Source organism: Catenuloplanes atrovinosus (assembly GCF_031458235.1).
Lineage (GTDB): Bacteria > Actinomycetota > Actinomycetes > Mycobacteriales > Micromonosporaceae > Catenuloplanes > Catenuloplanes atrovinosus.
In genome coordinates this window covers 8,844,802-8,861,544 of record NZ_JAVDYB010000001.1, presented here as the reverse complement: position 1 = coordinate 8,861,544, position 16,743 = coordinate 8,844,802, and the positions used below count along the sequence as shown (strand labels likewise).

9 protein-coding genes are annotated in these 16,743 nt (G+C 72.8%); 6 read left to right on the top strand and 3 right to left on the bottom strand.

Annotated features, from left to right (window positions below; all coding sequences use genetic code 11):
- Positions 1-11: 11 nt before the first annotated feature.
- From J2S41_RS39570 to J2S41_RS39560, 3 genes are read left to right on the top strand one after another with little or no spacing between them, the layout of a single operon-like run.
- Positions 12-785, top strand: coding sequence for an enoyl-CoA hydratase/isomerase family protein (locus tag J2S41_RS39570; RefSeq protein WP_310376131.1), 774 nt, complete (start codon positions 12-14; stop codon positions 783-785).
- 30 nt (positions 786-815) lie between these two features.
- A complete protein-coding gene (locus J2S41_RS39565; RefSeq protein ID WP_310376129.1) occupies positions 816-2,432 on the top strand; it encodes an acetolactate synthase in 1,617 nt (538 codons plus the stop codon).
- 10 nt (positions 2,433-2,442) lie between these two features.
- Positions 2,443-3,579, top strand: coding sequence for an FAD-dependent monooxygenase (locus J2S41_RS39560; protein ID WP_310376127.1), 1,137 nt, complete (start codon positions 2,443-2,445; stop codon positions 3,577-3,579).
- Between the two features lie 379 nt (positions 3,580-3,958).
- Here J2S41_RS39560 and J2S41_RS39555 read toward each other — a convergent pair whose 3' ends face one another.
- Positions 3,959-5,134: an ROK family transcriptional regulator gene (locus J2S41_RS39555; protein ID WP_310376125.1), complete on the bottom strand. Its 1,176-nt coding sequence runs from the start codon at positions 5,132-5,134 to the stop codon at positions 3,959-3,961.
- A gap of 145 nt (positions 5,135-5,279) precedes the next feature.
- On the opposite strand from J2S41_RS39555, the gene J2S41_RS39550 reads away from it, so the two are divergent.
- Positions 5,280-6,737, top strand: coding sequence for a glycoside hydrolase family 3 protein (locus J2S41_RS39550; protein ID WP_310376123.1), 1,458 nt, complete (start codon positions 5,280-5,282; stop codon positions 6,735-6,737).
- A 1,208-nt stretch (positions 6,738-7,945) separates the two neighbouring features.
- On the opposite strand, the gene J2S41_RS39545 is transcribed toward J2S41_RS39550, so the two are convergent.
- Positions 7,946-8,611 carry a GNAT family N-acetyltransferase gene (locus tag J2S41_RS39545; RefSeq protein WP_310376121.1) on the bottom strand — a complete coding sequence of 222 codons (666 nt, stop codon included), beginning with the start codon at positions 8,609-8,611 and terminating at the stop codon, positions 7,946-7,948.
- 643 nt (positions 8,612-9,254) lie between these two features.
- On the opposite strand from J2S41_RS39545, the gene J2S41_RS39540 reads away from it, so the two are divergent.
- Positions 9,255-9,473: a hypothetical protein gene (locus J2S41_RS39540; RefSeq protein ID WP_310376120.1), complete on the top strand. Its 219-nt coding sequence runs from the start codon at positions 9,255-9,257 to the stop codon at positions 9,471-9,473.
- A gap of 69 nt (positions 9,474-9,542) precedes the next feature.
- On the opposite strand, the gene J2S41_RS39535 is transcribed toward J2S41_RS39540, so the two are convergent.
- Complete coding sequence (locus tag J2S41_RS39535; protein WP_310376118.1) at positions 9,543-14,477, bottom strand: NAD-glutamate dehydrogenase; 4,935 nt, start codon at positions 14,475-14,477, stop codon at positions 9,543-9,545.
- A gap of 295 nt (positions 14,478-14,772) precedes the next feature.
- On the opposite strand from J2S41_RS39535, the gene J2S41_RS39530 reads away from it, so the two are divergent.
- A complete protein-coding gene (locus J2S41_RS39530; RefSeq protein ID WP_310376116.1) occupies positions 14,773-16,668 on the top strand; it encodes a penicillin-binding transpeptidase domain-containing protein in 1,896 nt (631 codons plus the stop codon).
- The last annotated feature ends 75 nt before the right edge of the window (positions 16,669-16,743 follow it).

The window sequence follows — 16,743 nt, the reverse complement described above, 5'->3', positions numbered from 1 at the left end:
AGGACTGTCTCATGGGCGAGTTCGTGCGGCTCGAGGTCGCGGACGGCATCGGGACGATAAGGCTGGACCGGCCCCCGATGAACGCGCTGAACAGCCAGGTGCAGGAGGAACTGCGGGCCGCCGCCACGGCCGCGGCCACGGACGACGCGGTGCGCGCGGTGGTCGTCTACGGCGGCGAGACGGTCTTCGCGGCCGGCGCGGACATCAAGGAGATGGCCGGCATGGACTACGCCGGGATGAGCGCGCGGGCCGGCGCGCTGTCCAGCGCGTTCGACGCGGTGGCGCGCATCCCGAAGCCGGTGGTCGCCGCGATCACCGGGTACGCGCTGGGCGGCGGCTGCGAGCTGGCGCTGGCCTGCGACTGGCGGGTGGTCGCGGACGACGCGCGGCTCGGCCAGCCGGAGATCAAGCTGGGCGTCATCCCGGGCGCGGGCGGCACCCAGCGGCTGGCCCGGCTGATCGGCCCGGCCCGCGCCAAGGAGCTGATCTTCTCCGGCCGGATGGTGGGCGCGGAGGAGGCGCTGCGGATCGGGCTGGCCGACCGCGTGGTGCCGGCCGACTCCGTCTACATCGCGGCGGTGGAGCTGGTGTCGGCGTACCGGAACGGCCCGGCGATGGCGCTGCGCGCGGCCAAGGCGGCGATCGACGGCGGGCTGGAGATGGACCTGGCATCCGGCCTGGCCTGGGAGAGTCAGCTCTTCGCGTCGCTGTTCGCCACGGAGGACCAGAAGATCGGGATGGCCGCGTTCATCGCGAAGGAGAAACCCGGCTTCACCGGTTCCTGAGCGACGTTACTTCGGGGTAACGTGCGTCACATGACGGAGATCGAGGGCCACGGCGGCGAGCTGGCGCTGGCGGCGGTGCGGGCGTACGGCGTCACGGAGATGTTCACGCTCTCCGGCGGGCACGTGTTCCCGCTCTACGACGCCGCGCACCGGGCCGGGTTCCCGATCTACGACGTGCGGCACGAGCAGTCCGCGGTGTTCGCCGCGGAGGCGGTGGCGAAGCTGCGCCGGGCGCCGGGCCTGGCGGTGCTCACGGCCGGGCCCGGCGTCACCAACGGCGTGTCCGGGCTGACCAGTGCGTTCTTCAACGCGTCACCGGTGCTGGTGCTGGGCGGCCGGGCGCCGGCGTTCCGCTGGGGGTCCGGGTCGCTGCAGGAGATCGACCACGTGCCGATCGTGGCGCCGGTGACCAAGCACGCCGGCACCGTGGCGTCCGCGCCGGAGATCCCGGCCGCGATCGGGTCCGCGCTGCGGGCCGCGCTCACGCCGCACCGCGGCCCGGTCTTCCTGGACCTGCCGCTGGAGGTGGTCTTCTCGGTGGCGTCCGCGTCGTTCGAGGCCGCCGCGGTCCCGGCCGTCGAGCACGACCCGGAGGAGGCGTCCCGGGCCGCCGCGCTGCTGGCCGCCGCGGACCGGCCGGTGATCATCGCGGGGTCGGACGTCTGGGCCGGCGACGCGGTCGACGCGCTGCGGGCCGCGGCCGAGGCGCTGGACGTGCCGGTGTTCACGAACGGGATGGGCCGCGGCGCACTGCCGCCCGGTCACCGGCTGGCGTTCGCCAAGGCGCGGCGGGCCGCGCTCAAGGGCGCGGACGTGGTCGCGGTGATCGGCACGCCGCTGGACTTCCGGCTCGGGTTCGGTGACTTCGGCGCCGCGGCCGTGGTGCACGTGGTGGACGCGCCGTCGCAGCGGGCCACGCACGTCACGCCGGCCGCGTCACCCGCGGGTGACCTGCGCGCGATCCTGACCGCGTTCGCGGCGCACGCCGGGCCTCGCACCTCGCACCAGGACTGGGTGAGCGGGTTGCGCGACGAGGAGGACGCGGCGGCCGCGAAGCACGCGGCGGAGATGGCGGCGGAGACCGACCCGATCAAGCCGGCCCGGGTCTACGGCGAGCTGCGGCGGGTGCTGGAGCCGGACGCGATCACGATCGGCGACGGCGGGGACTTCGTGTCGTACGCGGGCCGCTACCTGGAGCCGGCGCGGCCGGGCACCTGGCTGGACCCCGGGCCGTACGGGTGCCTCGGCACCGGCACGGGCTACGCGATGGGCGCGCGGGTGACGTACCCCGACCGGCAGATCTGCGTGCTGATGGGCGACGGCGCGGCCGGGTTCTCCCTGATGGACGTGGAGTCCCTGGTCCGGCAGCGGCTGCCAATGGTGATCGTGGTCGGCAACAACGGCATCTGGGGCCTGGAGAAACACCCCATGCACGCGATGTACGGGTACGACGTGGCCGCCGACCTCCAGCCCGAGCTCCGCTACGACGAGGTGGTGCGCGCGCTCGGCGGCGCGGGCGAGACCGTGGCCAAGGCGGGCGACCTGGGCCCGGCCCTCACCCGCGCGTTCGAGTCCGGCGTGCCGTACCTGGTCAACGTGCTCACCGACCCGGCCGACGCCTACCCGCGGTCGAGCAACCTGGCCTAGGGGGCGGGTCATGGCGGGAAACGCGGTGGTGATCGGCGGTGGGATCGCGGGGCTGAGCGCGGCGGCCGGGCTGTGGCGGACGGGCTGGCGGGTGACGGTGCTGGAGCGGGTCGCCGCGTTCCGGCCGGTGGGTGCGGGGCTGGTGGTGCAGGCGAACGGGGCGCGGTGCCTGGAGGCACTGGGGCTCGGCGGTGGCCTGCGGGACCGGGCCCGGGTGGACGTGTCCGGCGGCACGCGGCGGGCGGACGGACGATGGCTGGCGCGGATCGGGGCCGGCGACCTGGAGCGCCGGTTGGGCACGCTGGCGCTCGGCATCCATCGTGCCGCGCTGCACGAACTGCTGCTCGGCGCGCTGCCGGAGGGCGCGGTCCGGACCGGCGCGGAGGTGCGGTCGCTGACCGAAAACGGCGAGGTCACCTGGCAGGCCGCGGACGGGCCGGGGCGGATCGAGGCGGACCTGGTCGTCGGCGCGGACGGGATCCGCAGCACGGTACGCCGGCTGCTGTGGCCGGAGGCGGCCGAGCCGGTGCACGTGGGCGTGACCGCGTGGCGCGGGATCACGCCGGTCTGGGACGGTGACCTGGACGTGGCCATCAGCTGGGACCGGGGCGCGGAGTTCGGCATGGTGCCGCTGATCGACGGCCGCGTCTACTGGTACGGCGCGGTCAACGCGGCGCCGGGCGAGCCGGCCGGGGACGAGGCCGCACGGGTGCGCGCCCGGTTCGGCGGCTGGCACGCGCCGATCCCGGATCTGCTCGCGGCGACCGGCACGGTGCTGCGGGACGATCTGGCGTGTCTGGACGAGCCGCTCGGCAGCTACGTGAAGGGGCGGGTCGCGCTGGTCGGCGACGCCGCGCACCCGATGACGCCCAACCTCGGCCAGGGCGCGAACCAGGCGCTGGAGGACGCGGTCGTGCTGGCCGCCGTCGCCGGCCGGCCGGACGGGCTCGCCGAGTACGACCGTCAGCGCCGGCCGCGCAGCCAGCGGGTCGCCAGGGCGTCGCGCGCGATCGGGCGGTTCGGCCAGCAACTGGACAATCCGCTCGCGGTGGCCGCCCGCAACGCCGTCATGCGGCTGACCCCGCCGGGACTGGCCCTGCGCTCGATGGCCCGCTACGCCGACTGGCGGCCCCCGCCCCTCACCTGAACGCGGTGCCACGGCAGCGAGCCGGCGCGGTGCCACCGGCAGCAAGCCGGCGCGGTGCCACGGCAGCGAGCCCGGACCGCCTGCCCCTGCGCGGAATGAACGCTGCGCCCATGCCGCCGGCCGGTGCCCGCGGTGCCGATGCGGAACCGGTCGGGAATCCACCCGCCAGGCCCCCGCGGTGCCGATGCGGAACCGGTCGGGAATCCACCCGCCGGGCCCGCGCGGTGCGACGCGGAACCGGTTGGGAATCACCCGGCCGGCGGTCCCGTGGTGCCACCGCGGGACCGGCAGGGAGGCCGCCCGCGGCCGACCGGTGCCCGCGGGAGCATGCGGACCGCGACCACGCCGGAAGCGGGAAGAACAAAGGTTTTCGGGTTTTTCACACGGTGCTGCCGAAGACCTCGTCGCGGACCGCGTCCAGCGCGGTGCGGAGCGCGCCCTGGAGGACCGGCTCCTCGGTGACCTCGGTGACCACCACCTTCGGGGCGACCAGTGTGGTGGCGGCGACCTCGTGCTGCACGCGTTCGGCGAGTGCGCTGCCGCCGGCCTGGCCGACCTCGCCGGCCAGCACCACCATCGGCGGGTCGAGCACCACGGCGGCGCTGGACACGCCGAGCGCGAGCCGGGCGGCCAGCTCGTCCAGGAACGGGCCGCCCTTGGTGCCGGCGGCCACGGCGGCGCGGACCACCTCGGCGGCGGAACCGCCGCGGAAGCCGTGCTCGCGGCCGATCCCGCGGACCGCCTCGGCGCCCGCGAGCAGCTGGAACGCGCCCTTCGCGCCGCGCTTGCCGGTGTCCCGCGGGATCGGCGCGCCGGGCACGGGAAGGTAGCCGATCTCGCCCGCCGCGCCGGTCGAGCCCTGGTGCAGGCGCCCGCCGAGGACCACCGCGAGGCCGACGCCGCGGCCGGCCCAGAGCAGCAGGAAGTCGTCGACGCCGCGGGCCGCGCCGACGTGCGCCTCCGCGATCGCGGCCAGGTTCACGTCGTTGGCGAACGCGATCGGCGTGTGCAGGTCCTCGCCGAGCGCGTCGCGCAGGCCGTGCCGCCAGCGCGGCAGGTCCCAGGCGAAGCGGATGTCGCCGGTGTCCGGCTCGACCAGGCCGGGCGTGCCGAGCACCACCCGGCGCACCGTGGCCATCTCCGCGTGCGCGCTGGTCGCGGCGCGGACGACCGCGGTGTGCACCACGCCGACCGGGTCGTCGGTGTCCTTGGTGGACAGTTCGACGCGGCCGATCACGGCGCCGGTGATGTCCGCGCACGCGGCGACCACCCGGTCCGGGCCGAAGTCGACGCCGACCACGTGCGCGCTGCCCGGCGTGACCGCGTAGAGCTGCGCGTTGGGCCCACGGCCGCCGGCCTGCTCGCCGACCCGGGTGACCAGCCCGCGCCCCTCCAGGCGTTCCACCAGCTGGGACGCGGTGACCTTGCTGAGACCGGTCATCTCGCCGAGCTGCGCGCGGGTGAGCGGGCCGCGGGCCAGCAGGAGCTCCAGGGCGGCGCGGTCGTTCAAGGCGCGGAGCAGCCGCGGAGTGCCGGGTCTCGGCGTGACGGCCATGCGTCCCCCTAGTATTTAGGAAACTTTCCAATTACTGTGGCAAGCCTTGACTGAGATAAGCCGTAGCGTAGCTGTGACACCCTGACACCCTGGTCCCACGTACGGTCAGGAAGCCGCTGTCGCCGGCTGGCAATGGGGGGAATTCATGACCACCATCGATCCCGGTCTGCGGCGCCTGGCGCTGGGGACGCTGCTGGCGGCGTTCCGGGGCCCGGTCGCGCCGGAATGGGCCCGTGACCTCACCGCCGAGGGACTCGCCGGGTTCACGCTCTTCGGCTACAACGTGGAGACGCCCGAGCAGCTGGCCGCGCTGACCGCGTCGCTGCGCGAGATTCGCCCGTCCGTGCTGCTCGCGATCGACGAGGAGGGCGGCGACGTCACCCGGCTGGCGCACGCGACCGGCAGCCCGTACCCGGGGAACGCCGCGCTCGGGGCCGCCGGTGACGTCGAGGCCACCCGCGCCATCTACCGGGCGATCGGCCTGGACCTGGCCGCGCTCGGCATCAACGTCAACCTGGCCCCCACCGTGGACGTGAACTCCGCGGACGACAACCCGGTGATCGGTACCCGCTCGTTCGGCGCGGACCCGGCGCTGGTGTCCGCGCACACCGCCGCCGCCGTCGCCGGCCTCCAGGAGGCGCGCGTCGCCGCCTGCGCCAAGCACTTCCCCGGCCACGGCGACACGGTCGCGGACTCGCACACCGAGCTGCCCACCGTGGACGTGCCGCTCGAGGTACTCCGTTCGCGTGAGCTGCCGCCGTTCGAGGCCGCGATCGGCGCGGGCGCGCGGACCGTGATGACCGCGCACATCCGGGTGCCGGTGCTGACCGGCGACGACCCCGCCACGTTCAGCCCCGCCGTCCTGCGCGATCTGCTGCGCGACGAGTTCGGCTTCACCGGTGCCGTGATCACCGACGCGCTGGAGATGAAGGGCGCCGCCGTCGCCGCCGGCGGCATCGCCCCCGCCGCCGTCCGCGCACTCTCCGCCGGCGCCGACCTGCTCTGCATCGGCGCCGACGTCGACGCCGACCTGGTCGAGGAGATCGTCACCGAGATCATCGCCGCCGTCGGCGACGGCCGTCTCTCCCCCGACCGCCTCGCCGACGCCGCCTCCCGCAACGCCGCGCTGGCCGCGTGGACCGCACAGCCGGTCGCCGCCGGCCCCGTCGACCCGTCCCTGCCCGACACGGTCGCGCGCCGCGCCGTCCGCATCGACGGCACGGTCTCCGGCCTGGACCTCTCGGCGCCGCTGATGGTCCAGTTGGGCTCGGCGTCGAACATCGCGGAGGGCCGGGTGCCGTGGGGCCTCGGCGGCTACCTCCCGCACGCGGACCTGCTGCACGCCGCCGCGTCGGAGGTGACGGCGGAGGCGCTGGCCGCCCGGGCCGGCGAACGGCCGATCATCCTGGTGGGCCGGCACCTCCACCGCTTCCCGGCGAGCCGGGCGCTCGCGGAGTCACTCGCCGCCTCCCACCCGACCGTGATCGTCGAGCTAGGGTGGCCGTCGTCGTCCTGGCGCCCGGCCGGGGCGTGCGCGTTCATCCGTACGCACGGGGCGACCCAGCCGCTGGCCAAGGCCGCAGCGGCACTGCTCAAGCCCTGACAACCCTCTCCTCCGGCGGTACGCGCCCGCCCGGTCCCCGTACGCGGCGGCCGGGCGGTTCGGGTTCGGGTGGCGGTTCGGCGAGGTCATGCGCTGACCGCCCGGTCGCCGGTGAGGGTGGCCTCGCCGGCGTAGTTCGGGTGGCGCGCATGGGTCGCCGATGGCCGGCGGCCCGCCGGGGCGTGCGGTGGCCGCTACCGCCCCCGCACAAAGGTGACGCGGTGTGATGGCCGTGGCGGGGCCGGCGATCCGGTCGCACCGATTCCGGCTCCGGGGCCAACCTTCGCGTCGAGCATGTCGGATATGTCGGGCGGCCTGCCTGCCGTCGGCAGGCGATCGATCGGGTTTCTTTGGTGATCAACTGACTATGTATACGTGGTCAACGTAATGGGCGGCTCATAACGTTGACCACGTATACATAGCGGCCGTCACCTTTAGTGACATGCCGCGATAAGCCGAAATATCGGGCGCAGCGCGCCCGGTTAGCCGACGGAATCGGACGCCGCATTGCCGGGACGGACGCCGCGTTGCTGGGGCAGACGCCGCATCGCCGGGACAGACGCCGCATCGCCGGGACAGACGCCGCATTGCCGGGCGCGTCAGCGCCGGCAGGAGGACGGTGGCGCGTCAGCGCCGGCAGGAGGACGGTGGCGCGTCAGCGCCGGCAGGAGGACGGTGGCGCGTCAGCGCCTGGGCTTGTTTCGTGCGCCAGCACGGACCGCGCCGGCCTGGCTGCCCCGTCGCCGTCGACCTGCCCTTGGGGTGCAGATCATCGGCAGGGCCGCCACACACCACGACACCACAACCGACGAGACCAAAGCTGGCGGCCCTGCCGATGATCTGCTCGGCTTCGCCCGGGAGACGGTGACGGGGCAGCCAGGCACACGACACGCAACCCATACCACCCACGAAAAGACAACGGGGCCGACGAACCCCGCCGTGACCAGGCAACGCACGCCCATGCCCCGAAGCCAGAGATCCGCCGGAGGCAGACCTTGACCCGCCCCAAAGCCAGAGACCCAACCGAAGGCAGACCTTGACCTGCCCTAGAACCAGAGACCCACCGAAGGCAAACCCCCGACCCACCCCAGAACCAGAGACCCACCGAAGGCAAACCCCCGACCCACCCCAGAACCAGAGACCCAACCGAAGGCAAACCTTGAAGCCGCACCCGACCTACGAGACAGGGCCGCCTCAAGGCCTCCGGCTCAGTCCTCCAACCCGTAGAACGACCAGCCGCGATCCGCGAACCCGGCCGACTCCGCGACGCGCGACGACGCGAGGTTCGTGACGTCGTGCAGGTACGTCGGCACGGCCCCCTCGTCGAGGATCCGCCGGGCCGCCTGTGCCACCAGACGTCTGGCCAGCCCCTTGCCCCGCGCCGCCGGCTCCGTACCGACGGAGATCTCGTTGCCGTGCCGGTCATGCCGCTTGATCCCGACCCCGGCCAGATAAGCACCAGAGTCCGGATCGCGATGGATCAGCACCTCGGGGGCGAAGACGCGCAACCACTCCGGCACCACCGGGTCCGTGACCGGTGTCCACTCGCCCGCGTCCGGCAGCGGCGCCGGTTCGGTGGTCCACCGGAACACCCCGAGAAACGCCTGGCGGTCCGGCGCACCGACCGCATCCGGCACCTTCGCCAGCAGATCCGGCACCGGGAGGTCGGCGATCGCCCGTAGCGCCGCCACCCGCGGAACCGCCGCGGACAGTACGGTGCCGGTCGACGGCGATCCTACGCCGAGAAAGGGATGGATCTTGCCGTCCCAGCCGGGAAGCGTGCGGCGCTCGGAGCCGACGACCGCGGTCGTCTGTCGCGGAGGCCACTGCCCGAGCCACGCCACCAGGTGGTGATAGAGGCGCTTGTCCAGCATTGTGGCGCTCCTTGCCGACGCTCCGATGAGTGGGAGGAAATCAGCTTTCCCGCACCGCGCGGGCGACGCAAGCGAGGCTGACCAACACCACAGGAAAGCGACGATTGTCTCAGCGATCTCCTCGTCGGCCGGCCGGCCCTTCTCCCGAAGAACGACACGGGCACGGCCGTGCGCGACCGGTGCCGCGCGAGGCGGCCCACCGGGGACGGGCCGGGTTCGGCCGCTCGGCAGGCTGCCCCGCGTTCGGGGGCCGCGGCGTCGGGACTGCGGACCGCACGGTGCGGCATCCGGTCACACGGCATCGGGTCGGCGCCGACCCGGATTCGTCGGGTGCGGAAAGGGTGAGGCGACATTCCCACTACCGGACACGGAGCTCGTGGGAGCGCTCCGCCGGAAAATCGCTCCGAATAACGCGCTGTTGACGCTCGCCGTCTCGATCGCTCGTAGCATGTGAAAGTAGCGAACGGCGCGGCGACCGGAAATTCCCGGAAGCTTTGTTCCGGGCATCGTGTGTGCGACGTTCCGCTCAGAGGTGCTTCCGGGGGTGAGCCTTGATATCCGAGTGTCCTGTTTTCGCGTACCGCGGTTGTCGCTGTTCCCATCGGAACGTGCGCTCGGCGGTTGATGAGGATTCGCGGACCGGGTGGGTGACCGCGTGAAGGCGGCCGGGGTGGTGATCGCGCTGCTCGTCGCGGTGGTCTGCGGCCTTGTCGCGGTGATGCTGTTCGGAGGACTGGCCGCGGACGGGGTCGTGCTGCCGCGGGAGGCGCTGTGGGGGATGGTGGTCGCGGGCGGCGCCGTGTTCGCCGCCGTGGCGACGCTGGGCCTGGCGGTCGTGGGGCTGCTCGATCTGAAGACGTGAACCGGGGTGGCCGGCCGTGGAGCCGCCCGAGGGTACGCGCGCGGAACGCGTACCCTCGAAAGCGGTTTGTCAGCCCGCGGCTGAGGTTTTGACCAGGGTACGGATCTGGCGCAGCAGGACCGAGAGGGCGGCCAGGTCGCCGGCGGAGTCGTCGAAGTCGGCCATGGAGCGGCGGGCGCGGGTGAGGGCGGAGGCGTTGGCGCGTTCCCAGGCGTCGACGCGGTCCTCGGCGGCGATGGTGTCGTCGGAGGACTGGAGGACCTCGGCGGTGAGCGCGGCCAGGGCCGCGTAGAGGTCGTAGCGCAGCGCCATCCGGGCGAGGGTCTGCCAGCGGTCGTTGCGCGGGAGCGCGGAGACCTTGGAGAGCAGCGCGTCGACGCGGAGGCGTTCGGAGATGACGAAGTAGACCTCGGCGACCTCGTTGACGTCGCGGCCGGTGAGGGACGCGGTCTCGACGATGTCGAGCAGGCCGAAGCTGTAGACCAGGCGGGTGGCCCAGACGGCGAGGTCGCGCGGCACTGACTGTGCGGTCATCTCGGCGACGCGCGCCTCGAAGGCCTCCAGTTCGGCGCCCTGGAGCTGGCGTTCCAGGCGCGGGAGCAGCGCGGCGATGCCGGCGCTGAGCCGGGCGGTCTCGCCGGGTACGTCCAGCGGGGAGCGCCGGTTGCCGACCAGCCAGCGGACCGCGCGGTCGAGCAGCCGGCGGCCCTCCAGGTAGACCAGGATCTGCGCGTGGGTGGGGATGCGGTTGTCCTGCGCCTCGACCGCGGCCCACAGGTCGGGCAGGCCGAAGACGTCGCGGACCACGGTGTAGGCGCGGATCACGTCGGCGGCGGACGCGCCGGACTCGTCCATGGCACGGTAGACGAACGACGTGCCGCCGCGGTTGACCACCTCGTTCACCAGCGAGGTGGTGACGATCTGGCGGCGCAGGCGGTGGCCGGGCATGCGGTCGGCGAAGCGCTCGCGCAGCGCGGTCGGGAAGTAGCGGCTGAGCACGTCCGCGGTCCACGGCTCGTCCGCGATCGGGTCGTCCTCCAGCTCCTTCTCCAGGACGATCTTGGTGTACGCGAGCAGCACCGCGAACTCGGGCGCGGTGAAGCCGCCGCCGCGCGCGTCCAGTTCGGCGTCGCTGGGCAGCGCTTCCAGCTCACGGTTGAGGTGGCCGGCCGCGACCAGGTCGGTGACCATGCGCCGGTGCACCGGCAGCAGCGACTGGGACTGCGCGCACGCGGTGCCGAGCGCGCCGGCCTGCTCGTAGTTGTCGCGCAGCACCAGCGCGGCGACCTCGTCGGTCATCTCGGCCAGCAGCGCGTCCCGGTCGGAGACGGTCAGTTCGCCGTCCGCGACCGCGCCGCCGAGCAGGATCTTGATGTTGACCTCGTGGTCGGAGCAGTCGACGCCGGCCGAGTTGTCGATGAAGTCGGTGCCGATCTTGCCGCCGTTGAGCGCGAACTCGATCCGGCCGCGCTGGGTGAGGCCCAGGTTGCCGCCCTCGCCGACCACGCGCACCCGCAGTTGGCCGCCGTTGACCCGGATCGCGTCGTTGGCCTTGTCGCCGACGTCGCCGTGCGACTCGGACTCGGCCTTGACGTAGGTGCCGATGCCGCCGTTGAACAGCAGGTCGACCGGGGCGAGCAGGATCGCGCGCATCAGTTCCGGCGGGCTCAGGTTCGCCGGGCCGCTCAGTCCCAGCGCGGCAGCGGCCTCCGCGGAGACCGGGATGGACTTGGCGGTACGCGGGAACACGCCGCCGCCCGGGGAGATCAGCGACGTGTCGTAGTCGGCCCACGAGGAGCGCGGCAGCGCGAACATGCGCTGCCGTTCCGCGAACGAGGTGGCCGCGTCCGGCGTCGGGTCGAGGAAGATGTGCCGGTGGTCGAACGCGGCGACCAGCCGGATGTGCTCGGAGAGCAGCATGCCGTTGCCGAACACGTCGCCGGACATGTCGCCCACGCCGACCACGGTGAAGTCCTCGGTCTGCGTGTTCAGCCCCAGGTCGCGGAAGTGCTTCTTGACCGACTCCCAGGCGCCGCGCGCGGTGATGCCCATCTTCTTGTGGTCGTAGCCGGCCGAGCCGCCGGACGCGAACGCGTCGCCGAGCCAGAAGTCCGCGCCGACCGAGATCTCGTTCGCGATGTCGGAGAACGTGGCCGTGCCCTTGTCCGCGGCGACCACCAGGTACGGGTCGTCGCCGTCGTGCCGGACCACCTCGCGCGGCGGGACGATCTTACCGCCGGAGATGTTGTCCGTGACGTCCAGCAGCGCGGCGATGAACTGCCGGTAGCAGGCCACGCCCTCGGCGAGGAACGCGTCGCGGTCGGACGAGGGCGGCGCCTGCTTCAGCACGAAACCGCCCTTCGCGCCGACCGGCACGATCACCGCGTTCTTCACCATCTGCGCCTTGACCAGGCCGAGGATCTCGGTACGGAAGTCCTCGCGCCGGTCCGACCAGCGCAGGCCGCCGCGCGCGACCGCGCCGAAGCGCAGGTGCACGCCCTCGAAGCGCGGCGAGTAGACGAAGATCTCGTACATCGGGCGCGGCGCGGGCAGGTCCGGGATGGCCTGCGGGTCCAGCTTGAACGCCACGTACGACTTCGGCCGGTTGTCCTTGCCGCGCTGGTAGAAGCTGGTGCGCAGGGTGGCCAGCACCATGGTCAGGAAGGACCGCATGATCCGGTCCTGGTCGAGGCTGCTCACCTCGTCCAGCCGCTCGGTGATCTCGGCGACGATCGCGTCCGCGCGCCGGGTGCGCTCCGCCTCGCCGAGTTGCAGCCACGGCGAGAACCGGGTCTCGAACAGCCGCACCAGCGCGGCCGCGATCGCCGGGTACTGCACGAACGTGGCCTCCATGTACTCCTGCGAGTAGACCGCGCCGGCCTGGCGCAGGTACTTCGCGTACGCCCGGAGCACCACCACCTGCCGCCAGGTGAGACCGGCCCGGAGCACCAGCTCGTTGAGGCCGTCCACCTCCGCCTCCGCGCGCCAGGCGGCCGCGAACGCGTTCTCCACGTGCGGGCGGACCTCCTGCAGCGCGCGGTGCGAGTCGGGCAGGCGCAGGCCGAAGTCGTAGAGGAAGACGGACGCGGGGTCGAGCGAGATCTCGAACGGGCGCTCGTCCAGCACGCGCACGCCGAGCGAGTGCAGCACGGGCAGCACGTCGGAGAGGACCATCGGCTCGCCGTACCGGAAGACCTTGAACCGGACCTCGTCGTCCTGCGGGAACAGGTGCATCTCCAGCTGGCCGGCCTCTTCGAGCAGCTCCAGCTTGGCCAGGTCCTGCACGGCCTCGTACGGGTTGTACTGGTCCTTGTAGCTCTCCGGCAGCGCCTCCACGTACCGCTGGTAGAGCCGCTTCGCCTGGCCGTCGCCGAGCTTGCGGTCCAGCACCAGGCGGAAGTCGTCGTCCCAGAGGCGGGTCGCGTACGCCAGCTCCTCGGCCAGCGCGTCCGCGTTCACCACGCCGGGCGGGTTCGCCGGGTCGGTGCGCACGATGAAGTGCACGCGGGCCAGCATCGACTCGCTGACCCGGGTGGTGTAGTCGACGCCCACGCCGTTCAGCTCGCGAAGCAGGATCTCCTGCATGCGCAGCCGGTTGACCGTGGTGAACCGGTCGCGGGGCAGGTAGATCAGGCAGGAGATGAACCGGCCGTAGCCGTCCCGGCGCAGGAACAGGCGCAGCTGGCGGCGCCCGGCCATGCGCAGCACGCCGATCACCGCGTGGTAGAGGTCGTCCACCTTGATCTGGAACAGCTCGTCCCGGGGGTACGTCTCCAGGATCGCCATCAGGTCCTTGCCGGAGTGGCTGCGCGGCGACAGGCCGGAGCGCTCCACCACCTCCGCGACCTTGCGCTTGACCACCGGCAACTCGGTGACGCTGGTCCGGTACGCGTCCGTGGCCAGCAGCCCGAGGAAGCGCCGCTCCCCCACCACCTCGCCGGCCGCGTCGAACGTCTTGATGCCGATGTAGTCCAGGTAGGCGGAACGGTGCACGGTGGCCCGCGAGTTCGCCTTCGTGATGATCAGGAGGCGCTTCTCCAGCACCTTCGCGTACGCCTCCGGGGTCATCGTGGACAGCACGCGCGGCGTCTGCTGATCGCCGCGCAGGATGCCCAGCCCGCTGCCCATGGTGGCGCGCAGCACCTTGTCCCCGTCGTCGCCGTCGACCAGCTCGTACTCCCGGTAGCCGAGGAACGTGAAGTGCTCCTCCGCCAGCCAGGTCAGCAGCTCGATCGAGTCGGTCAGGTCCTTCTCCGGCACCGGCGGGCGCTCCGGCGTTTCCCGTACCGCGGTCAGCTCGGCCGCGATGTCCAGCGCGCGGCGGCGCATCCGCGGCCAGTCCTCCACCGCGTCGCGCACGTCCGTGAGCACCCGCTGCAACTCGCGGTAGAGCTGGTCGCGGGTGGCCGAGTCGCGGACCGGGTCGATGTCGATCCGCATCCAGCTCTCGACGAGGTCTCCGTCGATGCCCTCGTCCGGCTCCACCTCGGCCGCGACCTCGGTCAGCGCGCCCAGCGGCTCGCGGCGCACCACCAGCAGCGGGTGGGCCAGCAGATGTATGTCGAGGTGGTAGCCCTCCAGCAGCGCGGTCACGGAGTCGACCAGGAACGGCATGTCGTCGGTGACCACTCCGATCACGGTGCGGCCCTGCTCGGACAGCTCCTCGATGGTGAGCTTCAGCTCGCCCGGCACCCGTTGCGCGGCCAGCTCACGGTGCTTGAGCGCGGCGTCGAGCAGCGACTTCGGCGTATACCCGACCAGTTCCTCGTCGGCGGCGAAGCGCCAGAACCGGTCCACCAGGCTCGCGGCGTCGTGATCCTCACCGGCCAGCGCGACCGCCTGCGCGACCAGCCGTTCCGCGTTCGGCAGGGGCTCCTCGAGCTCGGAGTCCTCCACCTCGCGGGCGCTCACCCCCGACTCGATCGCCTCGGACCCGGGGACCGGAACGGCCACCTCGTCGTCCTGGATGTCGTCGTCCCCGCCGGTCACCTGGCGCCGGTCCATCGGTGCAGCTCCCCTCGCCCCACCACGCTGTGGGTCATGTTCTCGACCCCGAGCCTAGGCCCTCGGTCCGGCAGATCCGCCGCGCGACCGTGCGGTCGTCCCGCCAGTCGGGCCCGGCCGCACCGTCCCATCCTCGGCCACGTGAGGATTTCCGCTGGTCAAAACCTTCAAACCCGTTCGGGGGTACGGCCGTACGCCGCGTCCCATCCGGCGGTACGCCGATCGGGGTCCCCCACTCGGGTCCTCGCGTCGGCTACCGTTTCGACCATCGATCACGGCCTGTCGAAAGGTAACCATGCTCAGGCTCCGCGCGACCGCCGTCACGATGCTGCTGCTGGCGGGGGCCTCGCTCACCGCCTGCTCCGGCTCCAACGGCGCCGCCGACGCGCTCAACGCGTTCCTGGCCGGCTGGCGCGCCGGCAACCTCGACGGCGTCGGGGTGGTCTCCGCCGCCGGGCAGACCATGGCCCCCGCCGAGGTGGTCACCGCCATCCAGACGCTCTCCGGCGAGCTGAAGGACACGCCGCCGGAGCTGTCCGCGCCCGAGCCGGCCGAGGAGGACACGCTGGCCACCGGCGACGTGAAGGTCTCCTGGACGCTGCCGGGCGGCCACCTGTGGGAATACCAGACGCCGGTACGGCTCACCCGCGGCGACGACGGGTGGCGCGTGATCTGGCAGCCGGCGGTCGTCCACCCACAGCTCAAGGACGGTGAGGAACTGCGCGTGCAGCGGCTCACCGGCACCCGCGCCGCGATCATGGACGGCACCGGTGCGCCGATCTTCACGGACCGCAAGATCATTGTGGTCGGCCTGCACCCGAAGCTCGCCACCGACCTGGACGAGACGGTCGCCACCTTCGGCGCGGAGCTGAAGCAGTTCGGCGTGGACGTCAGCGGGCTCAAGGCCGAGGTCGAGGCCGCCGAACCGGACAGCGAGGTGATCGTGGCCACGCTGCGGGACACCGACTACGAGAAGATCCGGGCCAACGTCGAAAACCTGCCCGGGCTGGTGACCCGCCAGGAGACACGCATGCTGGCGCCCACCCGCGTCTTCGCCCGCGCGCTGCTCGGCACGGTCGGCGACGTCACCAAGGAGGACATGGACGCCAACCCCGGCCAGTTCGAGATCGGCGACCAGGTCGGGCACGGCGGGCTCCAGGAGCGGTACGACAAGCAACTGCGCGGCACACCCGGCGAGGCCGTGCTGATCACGCAGACCACGCCGTCCGGGGAACCGACGTTCACCGAGGTGTGGCGCGCCGAACCGGGCGCGGGCACGCCGGTCAAGACCACGCTGGACCCGAAGATCCAGACGGCCGCGGACGACGCGGTCGGCAAGGAGACGAAGCGGACCGCGCTGGTCGCCATCCGGATCTCCGACGGCGCGATCGTCGCGGCGGCGAACGGGCCGAACGGCGGGGCGGAGAACCTGGCCTTCACCGCCCAGGTGCCGCCGGGGTCCACGTACAAGATGGTCGCGGCGCTCGGGCTGCTCGACGCCAACGCGGTCGGATTGGACAGCCCGGTGGCGTGCCCGAAGACCTACACGGTGGAGGGCCGGGAGTTCAAGAACGCCTACGACCTGGAGCTGGGGACCGTGCCGTTCCGTACCGACTTCGCCCGCTCCTGCAACACCGCGTTCGCGGCGCTGTCGTCGAAACTGGGCGCCCCGGGCCTCGCCAGCGCGAGCGCGCAACTCGGCATCGGCGGCACCTGGGACGTGGGCGCGGAGGCGTACACCGGCAAGCCCTCCACCGGAACGCCGGCCGCGGAGCTGGCCGCGGCCTCGTTCGGGCAGGGCACCACGGTGGTGAGCCCGCTCGCGATGGCGGCGGCCACGGCCGCCGTGGCGCGGGGCTCCTTCATCGGGCCGAAACTGGTGGTCGACCCGGCGCCGGCCGGCTCGCCGGCGCCGGCCGCGCCACTGAAGGAAACGTCGGTGGCGGCGCTGAAGGCCATGATGCGCGAGGTCGTCACGAACGGCACCGGCACGGACCTGAAGTCGGTGAAGGGCGACCCGGTGTACGGCAAGACCGGCACCGCGGAGTACGACTCGGCCGACCCGGAGAAGACGCACGGGTGGTTCGTCGGGTGGCGCGGGGACATCGCCGTGGCGGCGTTCGTCGAGGGCGGCGGCTCCGGCGTGGGCGCGGCCGTACCGGTGGTGAAATCCTTCTACTCGGCGCTGTAGCGCCGCCCCCGTTCCCCGGCCCGTCAGCGGTCGGGGTCGTCCGGCTCCGACGGTGCGGCCCGCCGGAGCCGGCCG